This window comes from Sulfuricella denitrificans skB26, assembly GCF_000297055.2.
Taxonomy (GTDB): domain Bacteria; phylum Pseudomonadota; class Gammaproteobacteria; order Burkholderiales; family Sulfuricellaceae; genus Sulfuricella; species Sulfuricella denitrificans.
The window spans coordinates 2,368,432-2,389,270 of record NC_022357.1 but is presented as its reverse complement, the minus strand read 5'-3'; the positions used below and the strand labels follow the sequence as shown (position 1 = coordinate 2,389,270).

At 57.1% G+C, this 20,839-nt stretch carries 20 protein-coding genes; 3 read left to right on the top strand and 17 right to left on the bottom strand.

Translation table 11 applies throughout. The features are described from left to right. Positions 1-344: 344 nt before the first annotated feature. The 12 genes from SCD_RS16455 to SCD_RS11530 all read right to left on the bottom strand — a co-directional run bounded on the left by SCD_RS16455 (position 345) and on the right by SCD_RS11530 (position 11,663). Positions 345-1,067: a PEP-CTERM sorting domain-containing protein gene (locus SCD_RS16455; protein ID WP_009205347.1), complete on the bottom strand. Its 723-nt coding sequence runs from the start codon at positions 1,065-1,067 to the stop codon at positions 345-347. A gap of 299 nt (positions 1,068-1,366) precedes the next feature. Next, a complete protein-coding gene (locus SCD_RS11580) occupies positions 1,367-2,014 on the bottom strand; it encodes an alpha/beta hydrolase family protein (protein ID WP_023506977.1) in 648 nt (215 codons plus the stop codon). After that, positions 1,983-2,258: a hypothetical protein gene (locus SCD_RS16735; RefSeq protein ID WP_198408602.1), complete on the bottom strand. Its 276-nt coding sequence runs from the start codon at positions 2,256-2,258 to the stop codon at positions 1,983-1,985. The genes SCD_RS11580 and SCD_RS16735 overlap by 32 nt, the downstream gene beginning before the upstream one ends. A 5-nt stretch (positions 2,259-2,263) precedes the next feature. Further along, entirely contained in the window at positions 2,264-2,668 is a 405-nt protein-coding gene (locus SCD_RS11575) for a hypothetical protein (protein WP_009205344.1), read from the bottom strand. 9 nt (positions 2,669-2,677) lie between these two features. After that, complete coding sequence (locus SCD_RS11570) at positions 2,678-4,456, bottom strand: ABC transporter ATP-binding protein (protein WP_009205343.1); 1,779 nt, start codon at positions 4,454-4,456, stop codon at positions 2,678-2,680. Between the two features lie 4 nt (positions 4,457-4,460). Continuing rightward, positions 4,461-5,027, bottom strand: a complete 567-nt coding sequence (locus SCD_RS11565) for a peptidylprolyl isomerase (protein WP_009205342.1) — start codon at positions 5,025-5,027, stop codon at positions 4,461-4,463. A 31-nt stretch (positions 5,028-5,058) separates the two neighbouring features. Continuing rightward, positions 5,059-5,898 carry a M48 family metalloprotease gene (locus SCD_RS11560; protein WP_009205341.1) on the bottom strand — a complete coding sequence of 280 codons (840 nt, stop codon included), beginning with the start codon at positions 5,896-5,898 and terminating at the stop codon, positions 5,059-5,061. Continuing rightward, positions 5,895-6,422: an SH3 domain-containing protein gene (locus SCD_RS11555; RefSeq protein WP_232504403.1), complete on the bottom strand. Its 528-nt coding sequence runs from the start codon at positions 6,420-6,422 to the stop codon at positions 5,895-5,897. Before SCD_RS11555 ends, SCD_RS11560 begins: the two co-directional genes overlap by 4 nt. Further along, entirely contained in the window at positions 6,419-8,128 is a 1,710-nt protein-coding gene (locus tag SCD_RS11550) for a CHASE2 domain-containing protein (protein WP_009205339.1), read from the bottom strand. Before SCD_RS11550 ends, SCD_RS11555 begins: the two co-directional genes overlap by 4 nt. A gap of 198 nt (positions 8,129-8,326) precedes the next feature. After that, entirely contained in the window at positions 8,327-9,256 is a 930-nt protein-coding gene (locus SCD_RS11545; protein ID WP_009205338.1) for a glycosyltransferase, read from the bottom strand. Positions 9,257-9,265: 9 nt separating this feature from the next. Next, a complete protein-coding gene (locus SCD_RS11540; RefSeq protein WP_009205337.1) occupies positions 9,266-10,234 on the bottom strand; it encodes a UDP-glucuronic acid decarboxylase family protein in 969 nt (322 codons plus the stop codon). Between the two features lie 874 nt (positions 10,235-11,108). Then, entirely contained in the window at positions 11,109-11,663 is a 555-nt protein-coding gene (locus tag SCD_RS11530; protein WP_009205336.1) for a DUF924 family protein, read from the bottom strand. A gap of 526 nt (positions 11,664-12,189) precedes the next feature. On the opposite strand from SCD_RS11530, the gene arfB reads away from it, so the two are divergent. Next, positions 12,190-12,606 carry an alternative ribosome rescue aminoacyl-tRNA hydrolase ArfB gene (gene arfB / locus SCD_RS11520; RefSeq protein ID WP_009205334.1) on the top strand — a complete coding sequence of 139 codons (417 nt, stop codon included), beginning with the start codon at positions 12,190-12,192 and terminating at the stop codon, positions 12,604-12,606. 123 nt (positions 12,607-12,729) lie between these two features. Here the strand turns inward: arfB and SCD_RS11515 are convergent, their stop codons facing one another. The 3 genes from SCD_RS11515 to SCD_RS11505 form a co-directional block, all read right to left on the bottom strand. Then, positions 12,730-13,341 (bottom strand): nitroreductase family protein, encoded by a 612-nt coding sequence (locus tag SCD_RS11515; RefSeq protein ID WP_009205333.1) that lies wholly within the window; start codon positions 13,339-13,341, stop codon positions 12,730-12,732. A 286-nt stretch (positions 13,342-13,627) separates the two neighbouring features. Further along, positions 13,628-14,707, bottom strand: a complete 1,080-nt coding sequence (locus SCD_RS11510) for an alkene reductase (RefSeq protein WP_009205332.1) — start codon at positions 14,705-14,707, stop codon at positions 13,628-13,630. 31 nt (positions 14,708-14,738) lie between these two features. Beyond that, the gene (locus SCD_RS11505; protein ID WP_041673482.1) at positions 14,739-15,437 is read right to left on the bottom strand and encodes a pirin family protein; all 699 of its coding nucleotides are present in this window, start codon (positions 15,435-15,437) and stop codon (positions 14,739-14,741) included. Positions 15,438-15,471: 34 nt separating this feature from the next. Here SCD_RS11505 and gluQRS point away from each other — a divergent pair, with 34 nt between their 5' ends. Both gluQRS and SCD_RS11495 read left to right on the top strand, forming a co-directional pair. Then, the gene (gene gluQRS / locus SCD_RS11500; protein WP_009205330.1) at positions 15,472-16,422 is read left to right on the top strand and encodes a tRNA glutamyl-Q(34) synthetase GluQRS; all 951 of its coding nucleotides are present in this window, start codon (positions 15,472-15,474) and stop codon (positions 16,420-16,422) included. A 149-nt stretch (positions 16,423-16,571) separates the two neighbouring features. Further along, the gene (locus tag SCD_RS11495; protein WP_009205329.1) at positions 16,572-18,284 is read left to right on the top strand and encodes a methyl-accepting chemotaxis protein; all 1,713 of its coding nucleotides are present in this window, start codon (positions 16,572-16,574) and stop codon (positions 18,282-18,284) included. Positions 18,285-18,330: 46 nt separating this feature from the next. On the opposite strand, the gene SCD_RS11490 is transcribed toward SCD_RS11495, so the two are convergent. Further along, entirely contained in the window at positions 18,331-19,062 is a 732-nt protein-coding gene (locus SCD_RS11490) for a sensor histidine kinase (protein WP_009205328.1), read from the bottom strand. Further along, entirely contained in the window at positions 19,059-20,702 is a 1,644-nt protein-coding gene (locus tag SCD_RS11485; protein ID WP_009205327.1) for a tetratricopeptide repeat-containing response regulator, read from the bottom strand. Before SCD_RS11485 ends, SCD_RS11490 begins: the two co-directional genes overlap by 4 nt. Between the last annotated feature and the right edge of the window lie 137 nt (positions 20,703-20,839).

The following is a 20,839-nucleotide window of genomic DNA, read 5'->3' as shown; positions in this document are numbered from 1 at the left end:
GGTATACCCGTCAGATCTAGACTCAGGAGAAGAAGGGTTGCTGGTTCCGGCACCGGACCCGCGCATGCGTAACCATCAAGTTCAAGAATTCGTGGACCAGAGGCATTGTAGTTTGCAGGCCCAAACTGCTCAAATGAGGCTCTCCACGTCTGAGCAGTATTTGGCGTGACGTCCACGAACAGCTCCAAATTCCAGAGCGCTGTATAGTTAACGCCACCGCCATACATGGGGTGAGTCTGCTCGTCGCCGAGAACGGCAGTGGAGATAGGAACTGTTCGGCCAGACAATAAAAACGGCGGCCTGCTGGCCGCCGTTGACTGTCAGATTTTTCGACAGTGAGTGTTTCAGGCCTTGCGGCGCATGGCGCCCAGACCGAACAGACCCAGACCAAGCAGAGCCAAGGTGGCGGGCTCTGGGATGGGATTGAGGTCACCCCGGACAGTAGTGTTGTCTGTGTCAGCCGTAAAAATCAGCCGGCTATTTGCGCCCAATCCGCCAGCCGCACCGGTTGCTGTGAAAAAACCGATATCCAGCACGGTAAATAGATCTCCATAAACCGTACCGTTAAGCGCTACCTGGTTCAAATAGGCAGCCGTTACACCCAAGCCGGCAGGGCCGTCGACATCCGAGAAAGGCCAGCCCTGCGCAGAACCAGGCGTTGTTTCAATACCCGTAATAGTGTCAAAAATCGTATCGCCAGGTTGAGCATCAATGACCAGTCGTGTGATGTCGGCAGACAAATTGCCGGTAGTCAGCAATTCCCAGAAGGGGCTAAAAGTTGTGGCACCCGCAAAACCCAGGGACCAATTAGTGCCGGTTGCGGCCCCAGCACTACCGACACCGGCAGCCCAGGAAACGCTTTCACTTGTGCCGCCACTGAAATAGGCTGTTACCAACATACCTGCCATTTGCGCCCCGCTTGTCGTGAAGGTGCTTATGCCGGTGGTATTCAGCGTTGTGCCAGGATTGAAGGAGACAGTAGGCGTAATGGCGAGTGCGAAAGCGCTGCTGCTGGTAATCAGCGTGGCGGCCAACGCGGTGGCGGTAGCAAGTTTATTGAGTTTCATGATGTCCTCCAGACAGAGCAAGTGTTTAAGCAGGGAGCTTTGGGGCCGAGTTCCGGCCACTTGTATTGATGATAAGCATGCTTCATGCCAATTATATTAATTCATTCATATTCAGTAGCCTGCGTTTTGTGTGAAGTGGATTACAGGTACTATCGTAAAGAATTCCGACGCTTTTATCGCCTTGCTTTGAATCCACATTCAGTAATCCCCTGCGTTGGGATTGGTCCTAGCAGTTTATAAATAGGTTTTTTTACCCGAAACGGTGTGGTGATGGTATTGAAACGAAGGGTCCGTCACAATTATATGGCGCTGAGTTTGAACTGCTCGGCGTTTTTCTGATCGATCGCCTGATCGAGGAAATCAATCAATTCATCGGCATGGCGCTCTGCTTCGCGGGACGAGTCGTGGTCGCCGGCCAGGATCAGCAAACGAACCTGGTCGCCGGACCGCCGGGCGTAGATCTCCATGGCCTCCTCGGCCGGCACGATGGTGTCGTCGCTGCCGTGAATCAGCAGCACCGGGCAACGGATCTGTCGGATGGTGTTGCGCGGGGCGATGTCGCTGAAGCGGTGGCCGATGGCGTGCTGGACGTAGCACAGCACGGGGCGGCCGAGCGGGAAATAGGGAACGTGATGCGCGGTGAGGAATCTCCGCATCATGCTTTCCGGATCGGCAAAGGCGGCAATGCTTGTCACCGCGGCCAGATCGCGGCGGCGCGATGCGACCAGCAGTGCCGCTGCGGCACCCACCGAATGCCCCAGCGCGGCCAGCTTGGTGGCCTCCACATCGGGCTGCAACGCAAGCCAGTCGAGTGCGTGTTCCAAGTCGTCGGCGAAGCGCGGCAGGGAAGAAAAGTCGTCGCTATCGCTCTTGCCATGGTTGCGCGAATCGAACAGGAGTACGGCATAGCCGGCACTATGCAGCGGTTGCGCCAGCGGCAGCATCATTTCGGCGTTGCCACCAGCCATGCAGCACGGCCACGGCCGGAGCGGAGCCGGTAGCCGGAGGCGGGACAAACCAGGCGAACAGATGCTTGTCGTTCTCGGTCGGGATCGAGACTTCCCGGTATGCCAGACCGTACTGTTCCGGACTGCCCCGTTCGATGATGCGCGGCGCGCGGAAGCCGATGCGGACGAGCAAGGGGAAGGCGGCGACCATTGCGGCAATGATCAGCAATACGGTGGTCGCCAAAATGGTCACAGTGACGGCAGCCCGTACAGCTCCATCATAAAATTGGTGAACACCGGGGTCTTGCCGGATTTTCCTGGGTCTTGCCGGTAGCGGGCGCGCACCTCGGACAGTTTTTTTTGCATCAGCGACTGGGCCTCGTCCTGGTCGATGCGCTTGCGGTCGCGCTCCCCGGCAAGATGACGGTAATAGGCGAACACCTCGTCATCGTAGGGGTTCTGGCCGATCAGATTGATGCGCTTGATGTTGAGCCGGTCCGCGGCCTGCACCTTGTTGATCTTGTTTTTCTTGACCAGCCCGGCCAGGTATCCCGCCTCCTGCCGCAGCGCGTCCTCCCGCGTGTCGGTCCACGGCATGGCCGCGCAGCCGGACAGGGTCACGATTAGAATGAGGGATTTTATTTTACTGAGCATGATGTCCGATCAGTGCTGAAGCCGCCCATACAGCCGGCTGTAAAGCCCATCACCCTTGATCAGTTCCTCGTGTACGCCTTCCTCAATGATATGGCCGTCGTCGAAGACATAGGCCCGGTCGGCCTGTTTTACAGCGGAGAGGCGGTGGGCGATGATCAGCGTGGTGCGGTTTTTCAGAAACGAGCGCAGCGCGTCATGCAGTTTCGCCTCGGTTTCTGCGTCGAGCGCCGAGGTGGCCTCGTCCAGAATGACGACTTGAGGGTCGCACAGTACCATGCGCGCGATCGCCAGGCGCTGGCGCTGGCCGCCGGAGAGGCGCACGCCCTGGCGGCCGACGATGGTGTCGAGGCCGTGTGGCAACTCGCGTACGGTAACGGCCAGCTGCGCCACTTCCAGCGCCTGCCACAGTTGTTCGTCGGTGAGTTCGCGTCCCAAAGTCAGGTTCATGCGTACCGTGTCGTTGAATAGTGCCGGATGTTGAAGCACGGTGGCGACGTGGCTGCGTACCACTTCCATGCCGATTTCGGTCATCGGCACGCCATCGAAATTCACCGTGCCTGAGTCGGGTGGATAGAGACCGAGGATTACCTGCACCAGGGTTGACTTGCCGCCGCCGGAAGCTCCTACCAGCGCCACTTTTTCTCCCGGCTGGATGGTCAGGCTGACGCCGTTGAGCACAGGCGTTTCACCATAGCTGAAGCAGACGTTCTCCACCTCGACGCCGACCGTGTTTTTGCCGGTGAAGGGATCCTTCAGGTGCGGGTAGTGTGGCTCTTCCTTCAGTTCGAGCAGGCGGTTGATGCGCCCCAGAGCCGCCTTGGCGGCATAAAAAGCGTACTGGATGCCGAGGATTTCCTGCACTGGCCCCATCATGAACCAGAGGTAGCCGAACACCGCCATCATCTGGCCAATGCTGAGATTGGAATACACCACCATCAGCATGCTGATGGCGCGGAATACGTCGAAGCCGAATAGAAATACCATGAACGACAGCCGCCCAGCGGCATCGCTTTTCCATGAGAAAGCGGCGGCATGGGTGCGGATGTCGCGCGCCGTGTCTATTACCCGGCTGATGTAGTGGCGTTCGCGGTTAATGGCGCGGATTTGCTGGATTGCGTCCAGAGTTTCGGTGAGCGCCTGCTGGAACAACTCGAAGGCGCTGTTTTCACGCTTCTTCAAATCCTTCACGCGCTTGCCCAGCACCGTGGTGAAATAGATCACCGCCGGATTGAGCAGCAGGATGAACAGCGCCAGTTGCCAGTGCATCCACAGCAAGATGATGGCGGTGCCGATGATGGTCAGCAGCGCCACCAGAAATTTTGACACCGAGGCGCCGATGAAATTGTCCACCGCATCGAGGTCTTTGACGAAGTGGGAAGCGACTGCACCGCTGCCCAGCGTCTCGTACTCCGACATGGCGATGCGGCTCAAACGCAGCAGCATCTGTTCGCGCATGCGGAAGACCACATCCTTGGCAATCAAGGTGAAGCTGCGGCCGTGCCATACGCTCAGGATCAGCGCTGTCAGCCGCAGCACCAGCGTCAGCGCCAGTACTCCGCCGATATACAGTGCCGGTCCGTGCCAAGTGGGGGCGAAATGGCTGTTCAGCCACGCCACCATTCGACCAGGCTGGTGCAAAAGTACTTCGTCCACCAGCAGCGGCATCAGGAGCGGAATTGGCACGCTCGCCACCGCTGCCAGGATGGCGACGATATGGGCGCTGATCAGATCCTTCTTATGCTCGCGGACGATGCCGAGGATGGAGGTCCAGGTGTATGGGACGGACATCAGGTTAAGGCAGCAGCTTCACGTCCTCGATCACCACATTCTCCAGCGGCACATCCGAGGGCAGGGGATCGCGTGGCCCGGTTTTGACCTTGGAAATCTTCATTACCACATCCTGGCCTTTCACCACCTTGCCGAACACAGCGTAGCCCCAGCCTTGCATTTTGGGAACGGTATGGTCGAGGAAGACGTTGTCCTTCACATTGATGAAGAACTGCGCCTTGGCGGAATGCGGGTCATTGGTGCGTGCCATGGCGATGGTGTAAGTCTCGTTTTTCAGGCCATTGGTGGCCTCGTTCCGGATCGGGTAAAAAGTTTCTTTTTCCATTAGCCTGGTATCGAAACCGCCGCCCTGGATCATGAAGTTATCGATCACGCGGTGAAATACCGTACCTTTGTAGAAGCCGCCCTTGACGTATTTGAGAAAATTTTCGACCGTCTTCGGCGACTTGTCCGGGTAGAGTTCGAGGGTGAAGCTGCCAAGATTGGTTTTCATCTCTACCATGGGATTGGCGGCGTAAACATTCAGGCTGAGCAGCAGCCCGCAAACGAGGGTAATCAGGCGTATTTTCATTGATTTTCTCTCCAGAGTTGGTTGAAAAAAGTTAAGGCTTCAGGCGATAGAAGCGATTGTCCAGGGTCAGCCCCTTCAACCCGTCGAAACGGCTTCCTACCGCATCGCTGAGTTTGGTCAGACGTTCGTCGGGGTGGGGGTGGGTCTTGAACAGCAGCGCCACACTGCCGCTGTTGCCGGTAGCAGAATGGCCGATTTCCTGCAGGACTTCAGGCAGGCCGAAGGCGTCGTAGCCGGCGCGCGCCGCCAGCACCACGGCGATGCGGTCGGCTTCGAATTCGGCGTTCTTGTCGAGCGAGCGCGAGACGATTTCCGCACCGCTGCCGATCAGGTTGTGGATTTTTTCGTCGCCGCCCACCTGCTTCGCCAGCATTTTACCGCCCAGATCCACCAGCTTGCTTTGCTGCAGGATTTTCAGGTGGTGCTTGCGGATGACGTGGCCGATTTCGTGCGCCAGCACGCCCGCCAGTTCAGCTTCGTTGTCGAGCAGCTGGTACAGCCCGCGAGTGACGAAGATGTAGCCGCCGGGCGCAGCGAAGGCATTGATGTCTTTCGATTCGATTACGCCGAAGTGCCAGGCGAGATCGGGCCGTTCGCTTTGGCTGGCGACCCAGCGCCCGACATTGTTGACGTATTTTTGCAGCTGTTTGTCTTTCACCAGCGGCGCAGCGCCGAGCAGACTGCCGGCAATTTGGCGGCCTATGGCAGTTTCTTCCTCCTCGGAATAGCCACCCAGTTCCGCTGACTTGCCCGGTTTTTGTAACGCTTCCGTTGCATTTCTCAGCTCCTGGCCGAGATTGAAGCCGTGTGCGGCGCCGAGGAATAGCAGCAGTCCCAGCCCGGTCAGCCATCTGACTATCATGCGGTTCATGGCTGTTCTCCTTCAGCCGGGTCGGGCAGGTAATCCAGCTTGCGCGCCGTCAGTTTGCCTTTGGAGGCGAATTTTTTCGCCTCCGCCCGGCTGGTGAGGCTGGATTCAGCCAGCTTCAGTTCGGCTTCGTTGTATTTGGCGGCCTTGAGTTCTTCCTCGTTGAGGCCGCGGATGCCGGTGGTGGCGACTACCCGCCCAGTCCCGGCCCTGCCCGAAGCGAGGCCGGCCAGCCCAGAGATTTCACTGCTTGTCGATGTCTTGCGCGCTACGCCGCGGCGGATGCTGAGCATGCGCACCCAGCCGTTGCCCCGGGCGCTTTTTACCTGAAACCAGCCGCCGTCCTTCTTCAGGATCTCCACCTTGTCGCCGGCAGTCAGCTTGCCGACGGTTTTGGCGTCGCGGAACGGTTCCGCTTTCAGTTCATCGGCCTTGACTGCGGTGCCGCTCTCGCCTGCGTGGGCGATGGGCGCTGCCAGCAGAACAGCGGCCAGCAGTATATGAAGATAGCGTGTTGAGTGCATCATGATTTCCTTTTTTCCGTCTCTTTCCAGCGTAGCAGCGTTTCTGCGAACAATGTGCGCCAGCTGTCGGATGCTTGCTCTCCGCCGGTAATCGACCCTTCGTGGACGAACCAGTTCACCTCATTATCCGCAGTTGCAGCGTGTTTTTGCAAGAGAGATCCGGCCACTTGCACGATCGTGTTGATGTCGCGGAGGATGCGTAGCCGATTGTCCTCGTCATCTGCCGGGCGCAGCCAGGAAATTGCCAGGGTGTTCTCAAACAGATTCCAGATGCCTTTTTGCCGGCCATTCAGGATCTCCACGCTCTTTGCTGCACTGCCGGTTTTTTCCAGTTGCCTGCGGATTGTTTCGCGCGCGCCTTCGCTCAGAGTATCTGCCTTTACGCCAAGGCTGATCAGCATCAGCACGCCATGAAGTTCTCCGTCGCGCTCCTGCGAAGTCCGTACCGTGCTTTTCTCCAGCGCCCTGCCGGTAGCGAAGGCGTACAGCCGGGCCAGAGTGAAGTAGGCCAGACCGAGGGTGATCGGGCCGGTCAGGTTGATGTAGGTGGTGGTGAAGTTGATGCTGGCGTAGGAGACAGCCAGAAGAATGAACTGCGAAGCGCCGAACAGCCTGTCGAATTTGTCCTGGCCAACGCTGTGGTAGAACCCCCAGGCGGTCGCCCACACAATGGAGAGCGTCAGCAGCAGGTAGGCGATGCGGGCATCGGGGAAGCGCAGGTAGTCACCGTGCTTGAAATTGTCGATGGCGGTGGCGAGAATTTCCACGCCGGGATGCATACGGCTGAGCGGCGTCGGCTTGATATCGAACAGGCTGGGTGCGGTCGAACCGATGATCACAATCTTGCCGGTGAATTCGTCTGCCGGACGCTGTTTGTTTTTGCTGGTCAGATCAGCAAAAACGTCACTGAAGCTTACCGAGTGGTAGGTAAATGGCCTGCCGCGCCAGTTGAGCAGCACCCGCTGCGCCTCGGGCTGGGGAAACTTCAGTTGCTGGGCAATACGCAGCGGCAGAGAGGGAATTTTCCAGCCGTAATCGTCGCGGTAAACCGGGTACTGGCGGGCGATACCATCGGTATCTGGGTAGATATTGTGCAGCCCGATCCGGCCGCCTTCCAGCACCGCCTTGAAGTGCGGCAGCACCATTGCCACCGTGGCATCGCGCTGTGCCTCGCCGCTCATGGCGATCACGCCCGGGATCATGCCCGGCTTGATCTGGCTCAGGGTGTCGCTTGCCGGATCCAGCCGAAGCATCGGGAAAAAAGTGTTGCCGGTGGCGGCGATGGCGGCATCGAAATAGGCATCGCTGTCCGGGTTGTACACATCCGGGTCGCTGAACAGGATGTCGAACACGATGGCCTTGGGCCGCTGTTTTTCAATCTGTTCGACAAACTCTCCCAGTACCTGTCGAGGCCACGGCCAGCGGCCGTAGTCTTTCGCCATCGCGGCCAGGCTCGCCTCGTTGATGTCGACGATGACGATGTCCGGGTCGGGCTTGGGCACGACAACGCGGTAACGCACCATCATGTCGAACGTGGTCTGCTTCATGTCGGTGGCGAGATGCAGAAACAGCGCGTCGGCCATGATCAGGAGGGTGAAAATTCCGGCCAGATAGAGATAGAAGCTGCGCTTCCATTTTTTCGCCAGCAAGGCGGAAAGGCGGATTCGGGTGCTTCTCAACCGGTGTGAAAGGGCGTCGATCAGGTTCATGTCAGATGGAGCTAATCAGGAAGCATCATTATGCCCCATAGCCAGTGCAGAGCCCACTACGATAGTGGATGGCTGGTTTTAGACTGGAGGCTACCGGCTGAATTGTGTAAATTTTAGTACGCCAGTCAGCAGGCGCAACAGAAAATTGGTACGGTGCAGACTAGAGGATCACTACCGAGAAGCTGAGGGGCAATGTTTTCATGGTCGTCTCCACGGCCTGGCAAACCGGTTAGTCAAGGCATGCGTCCAGGTGCGCCATGCCCGCAAGGAAGTGGGTTGCGCTACCAGACTGTGCCACGAAGTGCGCAACGCGCCTGGATAGTCACCCAATTGCCCTTGCGCCCAGGCGGCGGAGAGATGGCTTTCGCGCAAGCGCGCGGCGTAAAAGCACAGCAAGTCCGCGGTACCTCTGGCGCGCACGGTTTCGCCAATGCCTTCCAGTGCGGACAGGGTCGCCAGACTTGCCTTGAGCCGGTAAGCTTCCTGTCGGGTTGCCTGCGCCGGATGGCGCCGGTATGACACCAGGGTACGTGGGTTGTAGATAAAGTAACTGTGTGCCGCCATGCGCAGCCACAGGTCGTAATCTTCGTAGCCGCGCATCAATTCGATCTGGTTGAAACCCCCGCTGGACTCGAAAGCCGCACGACGTATCAGCACCAGAGCCGGTGTGACGATGCAGGGGCCATGCAGCAAGGCGCGCAGAATATCGCCTGAAGGACGAGGGTAACTCAGCGCACCCGTGTCTGCGGTAATCTGGCCTTCATCATCAATGGTACGATGGTCGCAATACACCGCATCCGCACCTGCAAAGCGATTCAGCAGCGCGACCTGCTGGGTGAGCAAGTCGGCATCCAGCAGATCATCACTATCCAGAAACAGCAGCAGATCGCCCTGCGCCAGACGAGCGCCGTGATTGCGTGCTGCTGCCTGTCCAGCATTCTTCTGCTGGGCCACACGTATACGGGTGCCGTAGCCCTGCAGCAGGGCAGGCGTGGAGTCGGTAGAGCCATCGTCTATCACGATGATTTCTCGCTCTGCGTAGGTTTGCCCTAGTGCGCTTTCCAGCGTTGCAGCCAGGTAGCGCGCGGCATTGTGCGCCGGGATGACGATGCTGACATGTGCTGGCATGGACGGAAGTCAGTCAGTGGCGAATTGGAACTGATTGCGGAAATAGTCGATGGTTTGTTTCAGCCCGGTGTCCAAGGCTATGCCAGGTTGCCATTCCATTATCTTTTTGGCCAGCGTGATGTCGGGGCAACGCTGGCGGGGATCATCTTCGGGCAAAAGATGGAATATCGGGTCGGCGGTGGAGCCGACCAAGCGCAAAATGTGCTGTGCCAGCTCGTATATCGTGAATTCCACTGGATTACCCAGGTTGACGGGTCCGGTGAAATCATCAGATGTATTCATGAGGCGAACTAACGCCTCGATCATGTCGTCTATATAGCAAAATGAGCGGGTCTGCTGGCCATCGCCATAAATGGTAATGGGTAAACCCCGAAGGGTCTGCACGATAAAGTTGGAAACCACCCTGCCGTCGTCAGGATGCATACGCGGGCCATAGGTGTTAAAGATGCGCGCAACTTTGATGTGCAGGCCATGCTGGCGATGATAATCGAAGAAAAGCGTTTCGGCACAGCGCTTGCCCTCGTCGTAGCAGGCGCGCGGGCCGATCGGATTAACGTGTCCCCAGTATGATTCCTGTTGAGGGTGCATGGCGGGATCGCCATAGACCTCGCTAGTCGAGGCGAGCAGGATTTTAGCATGCACGCGTTTGGCCAGCCCCAGCATGTTGATCGAACCGTGCACGCTGGTTTTAGTGGTCTGCACTGGGTCGTTCTGATAGTGAATCGGTGAGGCTGGGCAGGCCAAGTTGTATATTTCATCTACTTCCACAAACAGCGGGAAAGTGATGTCGTGACGCAGCAGCTCAAAGTGCGGGTGATCGAGCAGGTGAGTGATGTTGTCGCGGGTGCCAGTATAAAAATTGTCCACACACAGGATATCGTGACCATCCGAGAGCAGTCGTTCGCACAGGTGCGAACCGATAAATCCTGCACCCCCGGTAACGAGAATACGTTTACGTGTATGGCAGCCGCGTTGCATGGATTCCTCCGCAATTATGTTTTGTACATCCTCGTCCCAGCTCGACGTGATTGAATATGGGACAGAAACAGAGGACTATTTGACCTGAATTTTCATGGAATAAGCAAGTACGGCTTTAAGCAACTCGGTGTGCCTGATCTGTTCGCATCAACTGCGGCAGTTCGCTCTGGCGCTTGAGCACGCCTTTTTACATGCCTAAGTTCATCGGTTTGCCACCCCAGTACTCTGCCCTGAGTTCTATTCATATTGGCGGGTTCATGGGTTTTCAGCTTAGGCTTTTCCTCGGCCAGCCCCTCAAATTTGGTACGTTGGGGGGGTCTTATGCTTCGCACTTTCCTTGGTTGCTCAAGCTGGTGGCTTGGTTCTTAATGACCTTAAGGCACAGAACGAAGTTCAGCTAACTGCGGACGAGCTAAGGCAGCTAATTCCGAATGCCAAAGTCGTCAGTCATCAAAAGGAGGGGAGCTCCCGCCGATGGACGAATGAACCCGATGGAAAACTCGTTGCTTCAAGCGATATTCGTCGTAATATCAGCAAGCTAGGTAGGTCATCAATCGGTCAAGGCACATGGCATATAGGTGACATGGAACTTATTGCGTTACGCTTAATTGGCCTAAACGATCTGAAAATTGGTGCAGGTACATATTCAAGGTGGGTGAGAAATATTACGGCATTAAGCTCTCAGCGATGGAGCGACAATTGCGCATGAGTTTGAGTTTTCAAAATAGCTCCTGACATTTGTGCCGTCAGCGCGTATTAATAGGCAATACACTCAAAGTGGCTAGTGATGAATTAACTGGCGTAACGTTATATTCAACCCGGAGTTGGCGATAAATCCGGGTCGAATTGGAGTGGGACGCACCTAACTGGCGTTCTAGCCCAGAAATGCTTCTTTCGAAGCAAGATACTCGATTTCCTCGGGTGTATTTTCCCGCCCAAGTATGCCGTTGCGATGAGGAAAGCGGCCGTATTTCCGGATCAGTTCCCGATGATGTTGCGCAAAACGCAGGTTGCTTTCGAGTTTCGCTGCTTCGAACAGCCTGACTGAGAGATCCTGATCTGCGAGGTTCTCGCTGTGCATCAACGGCATGTACAGAAAGGCCAGGTGCTCTGCCGGCAAGTGCAGGTTATAGCCTTTGCCGATAGCGTGTTTGGCAATTTCGACCGCCTGTTGCTCGGTGCTGAAGCTCTCTGCCTTCCCGCGAAACATGTTCAGCGGCAACTGGTCGAGTACGATGACCAAGGCCAGACAGCCCACAGGAGTCTCTTTCCAGCCGTCGAGTTCCCCTGTGGCGGCTTTGCGCCACAACGCCTCGAATTTGTTCCGTATCTCGTCATCCAGTGCCGGCGTTGATGCAAACCAGCGGCTTTGCATTTCCTTCGAGTACCAGAAGTCGAGAATGTTTTGGGGGGTTATTTGGGCTGACATTTTTCCTGCCTTCTTAACCTCGGATATTTATCGGCCTCTTGTGTTTTCATTTTAGCGGCGAAGTGAATTGTTTCTGATCAACGACTTCCCCTATGGCTTTGCCTGGTCTGACTTTGCCCTGATACCGGAGATAGTATCCATCAGGAATCCGGCCAACGGGGGGTGTTGAAACCCACTCCCAGAGATAGCCCTCTTTTGTGTCGATGATGACGACTGACTGTGATACGTCATTGTTGGCCCTGGGGAGCGGAATGGCCTGGTATCGTCCAACATCATCCGCTGCACTCACCGCATGCGCGGCAATCGACAATAGAACTGCGACCGATAAATTTCGCATACATCCTCCCTGATTTGAAACTGGCACCATGAATCTGCCCATTAGACCAACATCCACATGGATTCAGCAGGTCGCTGAATACGGCTTCTCTCAGTAAACCAGAAAACCCCGTGCGCAAAAAATCCATGTCGTTTGGATTTAACGCGTTTATTTCTTTCATGGCAAGCAGCCGGTTGCTACCATGGCGGGATGATACGGATTACTTCATGGCTCGCCATCAATGAGAACGAAATCGAACTGCAGTTCATTCGCGCTTCCGGGCCGGGCGGGCAGAACGTCAACAAGGTTTCGACTGCAGTGCAGTTGCGCTTTGATGTGGCGCGTTCGCCTTCGCTACCCGAGGATGTGCGAGCTCGCCTGATGAAGCTGGCGGGAAACCGCCTGACCAACGAGGGCGTACTGCTGATCGAGGCCAAGCGCCATCGCACGCAGGAGCGCAACCGGCAGGACGCAATTGCCCGCCTGGTAGAACTGATTCTTCACGCCACCGAAAAACCTAAGCCGCGTATTGCAACGAAACCGACCAAAGCGTCGAAAAGGCGCAGGCTGGAAACCAAGAAGCAACGTAGCGAGACCAAGCAGGCGAGGGGAAAGGTCGCGAATTAAAGCAAACATCGCGAAGCGATACTTCATCACTCTCTCCCTTCTGGGGGAGAAGTAGGAGAGAGAGAACGGACACGGCGAGAAGCGATATCCATAATTCGGGGTGGCGCTTCTCGCCGTGTCCGTTTAGCCCTTTACCGGTACGCCCCAGTCACCATCGAAAAAGTGTACGCCCAGCGGGGTTCTGGCGCGAGCAGCCAGTTCCAGTTCCTTCAGTTCCTCATTGTCGTTAAGTACTTCCGGCTCGCCCTGGTAGCCCACCGCGATCATCGCCATCAATGCGAATTCATTGGGAATGTTGAAAGCGCTGCGCGTTTTTTCCACATCGAAGCCACCCATCTGATGCGCCATCAAGCCCGAAGCTACTGCTTGCAGACATAGATTCTCGGCGGCGGCACCGGTGTCGTACTGGCCCCAGCGGTTGGGTTTGCCGTTCTTGCTGAACAGGCTGTTGGCGGTGGTCAGCATCAGTACCGGCGCGTTTTTCACCCAATTCTGGTTCCATTCCCCCAGGCAGTCGAAGGCTTTCTGCCAGGCAGCGGCATCGCTGTTCTTGTCCCATACGATGAAGCGCCACGGCTCGTCGCCGAAGCAGGAGGGCGACCAGCGCGCGGCCTCCAGCAGGGCGACGATCTGCTCCCGACTGACCGGTTTGCTTGCGTCGAAGGCGCGGCAGCTCCAGCGCTTGGCGATGATGTCGTGAACGTCGACCTGGGTTGAGGCGGTTTTGGTTTGCATTGCTGTTCCTTAGGGCTCGTTAATGAATAAGTTGGTCATACGTTGTCGCATATTCGGGATGGATGCAAGGCGCGAGGCGCGGCGAATGGTTGTTCCATTCGCAAGCCTTGCAACGCCGCAGACGCCCGAATACGCGGCAACCCTTCTGGCTGGGGCTGGTTGGGGTGCATTCCGGTGTTGCGATCCGCTTGTTGTGAATGACACAACCGCGCGTCTCGCGCCTAGGACTGCACCCCAACCAGCCCCAGCGTATGTCCAACTTATTCATTAACGAGCCCTTAGTGTTTTAAGAGAGAAACGGGTAGTCGGTATAGCCTTTTTCGTCGCCACCGTAGAAGGTGTTCGGGTCGGCTTCGTTAAGTGGAGAATTTTCGGCGAAACGTTCCGGCAAATCCGGGTTGGCGATGAAGGGTACCCCGAAGGCCACCAGGTCGGCATAGCCCGTGGTCAAGGCTTCTTCGGCGAGCGCCTTGTCGTAGCCGCCGTTGGTGATGTAGGTGCCCTTGAAGGCGCGCCGGAAGGGCGTGAAGTCGAATTCCTGCGGGGCATGCTTGCTCTCGCCGATGGTGCCTTCCATGCCGTGCAGGTAGGCCAGGCCAAAGGAACCCAGCGCCGCCGCCACGTACTCGAAGGTCTTCTGCGGGTTGGAGTCGTGCATGTCATTGAACGGGTTGATTGGGGAAAGTCGTACGCCGACGCAGTTCGCCCCCCATACATCGGAGACGGCCCGGGTGACTTCGAGAAGCAGGCGGCAGCGATTTTCCAGCGAGCCGCCGTAGGCGTCGGTGCGCTGGTTGGATCCGTCGCGCAGGAACTGGTCGAGCAGGTAGCCGTTGGCGGCGTGAATTTCGACGCCATCGAAGCCCGCCTCCATGGCGTTCTGCGCCGCCTTGCGGTAGTCCTCGACAATGCCTGGCAACTCGGATGCTTCCAGGGCGCGCGGCGTGACGAAGGGCTGCAATCCCCGGTAGGTGAAAGCCTGTCCATCCGGCTTTATGGCTGAGGGCGCAACCGGCAGCGTGCCGGCATCCAGCAGCGAGGGGTGGGAAATCCGACCGCAGTGCCACAGTTGCAGGAAAATGCGCCCACCGCGGCCATGCACCGCATCGGTCACCCGCTTCCAGCCGGCGATCTGCTCGGTGCTGTGGATGCCGGGCGTGGCGGGGTAGCCGACAGCAGAGGGCGAAATCTGCGAGCCCTCGCTGATGATCAGGCCGGCCGAGGCGCGCTGGCGGTAATATTCGATATTCATCGGCTGGGGTACATTGCCGGCGCCTGCCCGGTTTCGGGTCAGCGGCGCCATGACGATGCGGTTGGTCAATGTATAGGGCCCCATTTGCAGCGGTGTGAAAAGATGAGTTGTCATGTGATTTGTTCCATGGCGTGTGGGTTTAGGGTCAGGCCAGATCGAACAGCAAAATTTCTGCCGAACTATTAGATTCTAGACGAATTTTGCTTTCACTCTCGATGCGCGCTCCATCGCCCGCTTTCAGAGCTTCCCCGTTGAGGCTGGCCGCCCCCCGGGCAACGTGGAGATAGACGTGCCGACCCGGTGGCAGATTGTGCTCGGCTGGGTGCTCGGGGTCGATCAGGCCGGCATACAGCTTCGCGTCCTGGTGGATAGTCACCGAGCCTTCTCTGCCGTCTGGCGAGGCGACCAAGCGTAGCCTGCCAAGTTTTTCGGCGGCATCGAAGAATTTCTGTTCATAGCTCGGCGTTAGGCCGCTACGGTCCGGCATGATCCAGATTTGCAGCAGATGCACTTCCTCGCTGGCGGAAGCATTGAATTCGCTGTGCCGGATGCCGGTGCCCGCGCTCATGCGCTGAACTTCGCCGGGGCGGATCACAGTGCCGTTGCCCATGCTGTCCTGGTGTTCCAGCGCGCCAGACAGGACATAAGTCACGATCTCCATGTCGCGGTGGGGATGGGTAGGAAAGCCGCCGCCCGCCGCCACCCGGTCGTCGTTGATGACGCGCAGGCTGGAATAGCCCATCTGCTCGGGATCGTGGTAATCGGCGAAAGAGAACGTATGCCAGGTGTTCAGCCAGCCGTGGTCGGCATGGCCGCGTTCATGGGCTTTGCGGATGTTGATTATGACTGCCTCCGGTTATTGTTTGTTATGATCTTGAATGGGACTGAACTCCATGATTTTCAAGATGCCAGAAGATAAACCCCTTTACCGAGGTCGCTTTGCGCCATCACCGACCGGTCCGCTGCATTTCGGCTCGCTGGTGGCGGCGGTCGGCAGTTTTCTTGAAGCGCGCAGCCGCAGCGGCGAGTGGCTGGTACGGATGGAAGATCTCGATCTGCCCCGCACAGTGCCTGGTGCGGCTGACGACATCCTGCGCACACTCGACGCCTTCGGCTTGCACTGGGACGGGGTGGTGATGGTCCAGAGCGCTCGCAACGAAGCTTACCGCGCCGCCCTGGATGAACTGGAAAAGCTTGGCGCAGCCTACCCCTGCGCCTGTACCCGCAAGGAGATCGCCGATTCCGCCATCAGCGGCATCGATGGCCCGGTGTACCCCGGTATATGTCGGGCCGGCTTGCCGGAAGGTCGAGCCCCACGTGCGGTGCGAGTGCGCACTGACCTCACGCCGGTCGGCTTCGAAGATGCGCTGCAGGGGCATATCAGCCAGATTCTGGAATCTGAGGTGGGCGACTTCGTAGTCCGCCGTGCCGACGGCCTGTTCGCCTACCAGATCGCGGTGGTGGTGGACGACGCCGAGCAAGCGATCACTCACATCGTGCGCGGTGCCGATTTGCTCGATTCCACTCCGCGCCAGATTTACCTGCAAAAATTATTGAGTCTGCCTACCCCGTCTTACCTGCACTTGCCAGTGGCCGTGAATGAACGTGGCGAAAAGCTCAGCAAGCAGACTCTCGCGCCGGCGGTGAATATGGTCAACTCTGTGGCGCAATTGTGCGAGGCGCTGGCATTCCTCAACCAAGCTCCGCCGGCAGAATTGAAAGAAGCCGATCTGGATGATTTCTGGAAGTGGGCGATCGCTCACTGGCGGGCGGATAAGTTGCCAGCGGTCAGGGAGATGGTGCTATCCGGAGGAAAGGCGCTTGCATAACCACAAGAATCTAATGGCCAATAATTGAGCGCTATGTCTTGATTGCGATACCCCGTAACTCTCCGCTGTTTCCAAACAAGAAAAAAAGAGATAGACTCTCGCGCGCATAAAAAACAACTTAAAAAGCAATCTCTTGGGAGTCCCCTCAGATGAGTCATTCCGCCGCAAAAAGCATCAGCATCAAAATCCGCCTGTTATTGATCATGGCCGCTGCCTTGACAGGCATGATACTAATCGCGGTTTTTGCTTTGCAGTCAGAGAAGGCCACCCTGCTTGAGGATCGCAAGGTCAAGACCCGCCACCTGGTCGAGGGCGCCCACAGCCTCCTCGGCCATTTTTACGACCTGCAGCAGAAGGGCGTACTCTCCGAGGACGCGGCGAAAGATGCTGCGATGAAGGCGATCAAGGCATTACGCTATGAACAGAAGGAATACTTCTGGATCAACGATTTCACCGCCCCGATACCGAAAGTATTAATGCACCCAACCGTGCCTGCGCTAGACGGCAAGGTAGCTGATGCCGAAAAATTCAACTGCGCCACGAGCATGCAGGCCGGTCTGGATGGCTCCATCGAAAAAACCGATGGCAAGAAAAATCTGTTCGCCGCCTTCACTGAAGTCGCCAACAAAGGCGGCCAGGGTTACGTTACTTACAACTGGCCTAAACCCAAAGTGGGCGGCGGCACTACCACTGAACTCTACACCAAGCTGTCTTTCGTCAAAAAATTCGATGGCTGGAACTGGCTGATCGGCTCCGGCATCTACCTCGACGACGTGGACAAAATATTCTGGAACCACGCTACCTGGTTGATCGGCATCATTATGGCGATAGCAGCGCTGATCGGCGGGATCATGGTCATGGTTATTCGCCGCATAAGCCAATCTCTGAATGAACTGGGAAGTGCAATGGACCAGATCCAGACCAGTAACGATCTGTCGCGGCGAGTCGCTGTTAGCGCCAATGATGAAATCGGCCAGATCGGCCATTCATTCAACCAGATGATCCAGAGTTTCCAGGAAATTATTCAGCAAGTGATTAGCAACTCGCGCGGCGTCATGCAGGCTGCCGGCAAGCTTTCAGAGTCCTCGCATCACGTCGCCATAAGTTCGCAGAGCCAGAGCGAAGCAACGGCGTCAATGGCGGCGGCGGTAGAAGAAGTGACGACCAGTATGGATCATGTCGCGGAAAGTTCGCAGGAAACCGACAACATTGCCCGCAAAGCGGGCGAACTATCCGCCCAGGGTAGCGAGGTAGTGCGAGGCGCTGCGGCGGAAATGAGCAAGATCGCCGATTCAGTAAAGCAATCCTCGCAATTCATTCAGGAACTGGGCGAGCATTCTGCGCAGATTTCAACAATCGTAAACGTTATCAAGGAGATCGCCGACCAGACCAACCTGCTGGCGCTCAATGCCGCTATCGAGGCGGCGCGGGCCGGCGAACAGGGGCGTGGTTTCGCCGTGGTGGCGGACGAAGTGAGAAAGCTTGCCGAACGGACTGCCCGCTCTACCGAAGAAATCACCGCGATGATCGGCAGCATCCAGAGCGGCACGCACCACGCCGTGGCGAGCATGCAGGAAGGCAGTACTCGTGTTACCGAAGGTGTGGCGATGGCGAATCGCGCCGGCGACTCGATGAGTCAGATCAGGGACGGCGCCAACCAGGTAATTTCCGCCGTTAGTGACATTTCTTCTGCCTTGCGCGAGCAAAGCGCCGCCAGCAACCAAGTGGCGCAGAATGTGGAAAAGATTGCGCGAATGACTGAAGAAAACAGCGTCGCGGCGAATGAAATTGCCGGAGAGGCGCAACATCTGGAAAGCTTGGCGGGTGCACTGGAGAGTGCGGTCAGCCGGTTTAAGGCTTAAGGGCTAGAGGTTACTTTGGCAGGACTGAAGGAAATGAATAGTCGGGCTAAGGCAATAATAGCGTAAACACCGCCCCACCCAAACTGCTGCCGTTACTCAGCGCTATGCGCCCGGGATTGTCCTTGTTGGTGTGCAGTCGGGCACAGACCGAGGAGAAATACAGGCCGAGGCCGGTCTTGCCGCCGGAGAGGTCGAGGCTTTTCATGCGCCCACCGTTTTCCATGATTTCCTGCGGGAAGCCGTCACCGTCATCTTCCACGCGGATCGCCAGAAAGCCGTTTTCCACCGCGGCACTGAGCCGGATTTCCGATTTCGCGCATTGGAGTGCGTTGTGTATGGCGTTGTTGAGCACGCCGGCGACGAGGTCGCGGTCGAAAAACCAGCACAGCCCCGTTTCGACATCGCTGCTGATGGCGATGGATCGGGCGCCAAGCAGCGGTTTGGCTTCGGCGACGACTTCTTCAATCAGGTCTTCCACCGGGCGGTAGGCGATGTCGATCACATACGGCCCCTGTGCGAAGCGGAACAGGGAAAGCATCTGGATCAGCTTGTCGTTGATCAGCTGGCCGTTGTATTTCAGCAACGCCAGGTTGGACGGCTCTTCGTCGTTGGTCCCGGAACTGGCGTGGTAGTTGTTCAGGGTCTCATCGAGGGAATTGAGCAGCAGGAACAGGAGGTTCTTGAGGTCGTGGATTTGTGCCGCGAACAGGGCGGCAAAGTCGATGGCATCGAGCTCCCCGCGAGTGGCTATCTGGCGTTTCCCTTCCTGGGAGGTCATATCTGGAGTCCGTGATTCTTTGCGGTTTCCTTGAACAGATCTGACAGCATCAGATATTTCTGGTTGTCGGGTTCCTGGTTTTTTACCGTAGTCAGATATTCTTTCGCTGATTTTCCCCATTCTTCGTCCCAGCCGTGTGCCTGCATATAGGTCAGGATGGCATGGGCAGCGTTGAGTGCCATCGCTGTGTTCCCTTGGTGTTTTGCCACTGCTTGCATCAATAGCTCCGCCGATCCTCTCAGGTCGCCTGCCTGAGCCATTTGGGCAGCCTGGTTGTTGAGGTCTATCACTTCGCGCGAGGAGTTGGTGATGATCTCCTTGCCTTTGTCGTGCATGCCAATTTTTCTGAACATGTCTTCGGCATGGAGGAGGATTTTTCTGTCGTCATGATTGTTCTGGACGAAATCCTCGATGACTTTTTTGCCGGTTTCCTCATCTCCGAGCTGGAAGCAGGCGCGCGCGATGTCCAGGGACACGCTTCCCCGTTTGTTGTCGCAAGCCTCGAAGTTTTCCAGTGCCTGCTTCAGCGCCGCTTCAGCCGCTTCCGTGTTGCCCGATTTCTGGTAGGCCAGGCTGTCCATGACGGCGCCATGCAACAGGGACTCCGGCGAGTTTTTGAAGGTCTTGCGGGCATCCTTCAGTACCGTCATAGCCTGGTCGCACTTGCCTTGGTCGATGTATACCCGGCTCAGGTTGGCGTAGTCTTCCGGCGAGGTGAGGGCAGAGTGCTTGCCGAATTCGAGCACCGCCTCATAGGAGTCTCGTGCTGTTTCCAGGTCGTCGTTGCGGTAGGCCGTTTCACCGAGCATTTTGCGCCGCTGCAGCATGCGCGGCGACTTTTCCGTCACCGCCATCAGTGCGCGTTGCGCCGCCTGCTCATCGCCTGCAGCGGAATGGGATTTTGCCAGCCAGTCGTAGGCTTCCATGTAATTCGGGGCGTTTTCCGTGACCTGCTTGAAGGTGTTCACGGCATCGCCGAAATTGTTTTGGTGGTACATGGACTTGGCGAGACCCATGCGCGCCCAGGGAATCTCTCTTATCGCCAGGATTTGCTTGTACAGTTTGCCAGCGGTGTCATAGTCACCTAGCAGCAGGCAGATTTCAGCCTTCAACCGCATCAGGTCTAGTTTGTACTGGTTGGGGGAATTCAGCAGATCGTCGCAGACCTGGATCGCGCGGCGGTAATTCTGCGTATCCATGAGGGCGAACACGGGTGAGAAATAGGATTTTTTCTCTGCCAGGCGCTCCAGCCGCAGGCGCAGGACTTCGCCGGCAAAGGGCTTGATCAGATAATCGTCGGGTACCAGCTCGGCTGCGCTGACGATCCTTTCATAGCTGCGCTCGGCTGTCACCATCATGAAAATGGTGGAGTTCTTGATCAGCTTGCGGCGCTTGGCTTCCTCCAGCAATTGCTGGCCATCCTTGCCACCTCCCAGATCATAGTCGCACAGGATGATGTCATAAGCGCGCTGTTCCAGGCGGTTGATGGCCTCGATGCCATTCCCCGCCATATCGATGCGCGTCCCGCCCAGGGTGCTGATGGTGTTGCGCATTGAAGATCGCATGCCGACTGCGTCGTCAATGACCAGAAAAGTCTTTTCCTGGAAATTGATGGGCGCACTACCCGTGCTGGATGTCATTGCTTGGGAATTTTCCGCGTTCATGGCTTGATTTGGCGTCTTTGCGGCCATATTTGTAATAATAGAGAAATCTTACCACGCAGCATGGATAACACAAGGAAGCGTATCGGCTTGCCTGCGGTCACAAGCCCGTTATA

Coding starts and splice junctions, on each gene's coding strand:
- SCD_RS11540 (WP_009205337.1), bottom strand. CDS start 10,234: ATGCAACGCGGCTGCCATACACGTAAACGTATTCTCGTTACCGGGGGT.
- SCD_RS11550 (WP_009205339.1), bottom strand. CDS start 8,128: ATGAACCTGATCGACGCCCTTTCACACCGGTTGAGAAGCACCCGAATC.
- SCD_RS11580 (WP_023506977.1), bottom strand. CDS start 2,014: ATGATGCTGCCGCTGGCGCAACCGCTGCATAGTGCCGGCTATGCCGTA.
- SCD_RS11530 (WP_009205336.1), bottom strand. CDS start 11,663: ATGTCAGCCCAAATAACCCCCCAAAACATTCTCGACTTCTGGTACTCG.
- SCD_RS11485 (WP_009205327.1), bottom strand. CDS start 20,702: ATGACATCCAGCACGGGTAGTGCGCCCATCAATTTCCAGGAAAAGACT.
- SCD_RS11510 (WP_009205332.1), bottom strand. CDS start 14,707: ATGACAACTCATCTTTTCACACCGCTGCAAATGGGGCCCTATACATTG.
- SCD_RS11490 (WP_009205328.1), bottom strand. CDS start 19,062: ATGACCTCCCAGGAAGGGAAACGCCAGATAGCCACTCGCGGGGAGCTC.
- SCD_RS11565 (WP_009205342.1), bottom strand. CDS start 5,027: ATGAAAATACGCCTGATTACCCTCGTTTGCGGGCTGCTGCTCAGCCTG.
- SCD_RS11560 (WP_009205341.1), bottom strand. CDS start 5,898: ATGAACCGCATGATAGTCAGATGGCTGACCGGGCTGGGACTGCTGCTA.
- SCD_RS11570 (WP_009205343.1), bottom strand. CDS start 4,456: ATGTCCGTCCCATACACCTGGACCTCCATCCTCGGCATCGTCCGCGAG.
- SCD_RS11515 (WP_009205333.1), bottom strand. CDS start 13,341: ATGCAAACCAAAACCGCCTCAACCCAGGTCGACGTTCACGACATCATC.
- SCD_RS11495 (WP_009205329.1), top strand. CDS start 16,572: ATGAGTCATTCCGCCGCAAAAAGCATCAGCATCAAAATCCGCCTGTTA.
- SCD_RS11575 (WP_009205344.1), bottom strand. CDS start 2,668: ATGCTCAGTAAAATAAAATCCCTCATTCTAATCGTGACCCTGTCCGGC.
- SCD_RS11545 (WP_009205338.1), bottom strand. CDS start 9,256: ATGCCAGCACATGTCAGCATCGTCATCCCGGCGCACAATGCCGCGCGC.
- SCD_RS11555 (WP_232504403.1), bottom strand. CDS start 6,422: ATGATGCACTCAACACGCTATCTTCATATACTGCTGGCCGCTGTTCTG.
- SCD_RS16455 (WP_009205347.1), bottom strand. CDS start 1,067: ATGAAACTCAATAAACTTGCTACCGCCACCGCGTTGGCCGCCACGCTG.
- arfB (WP_009205334.1), top strand. CDS start 12,190: ATGATACGGATTACTTCATGGCTCGCCATCAATGAGAACGAAATCGAA.
- gluQRS (WP_009205330.1), top strand. CDS start 15,472: ATGGGACTGAACTCCATGATTTTCAAGATGCCAGAAGATAAACCCCTT.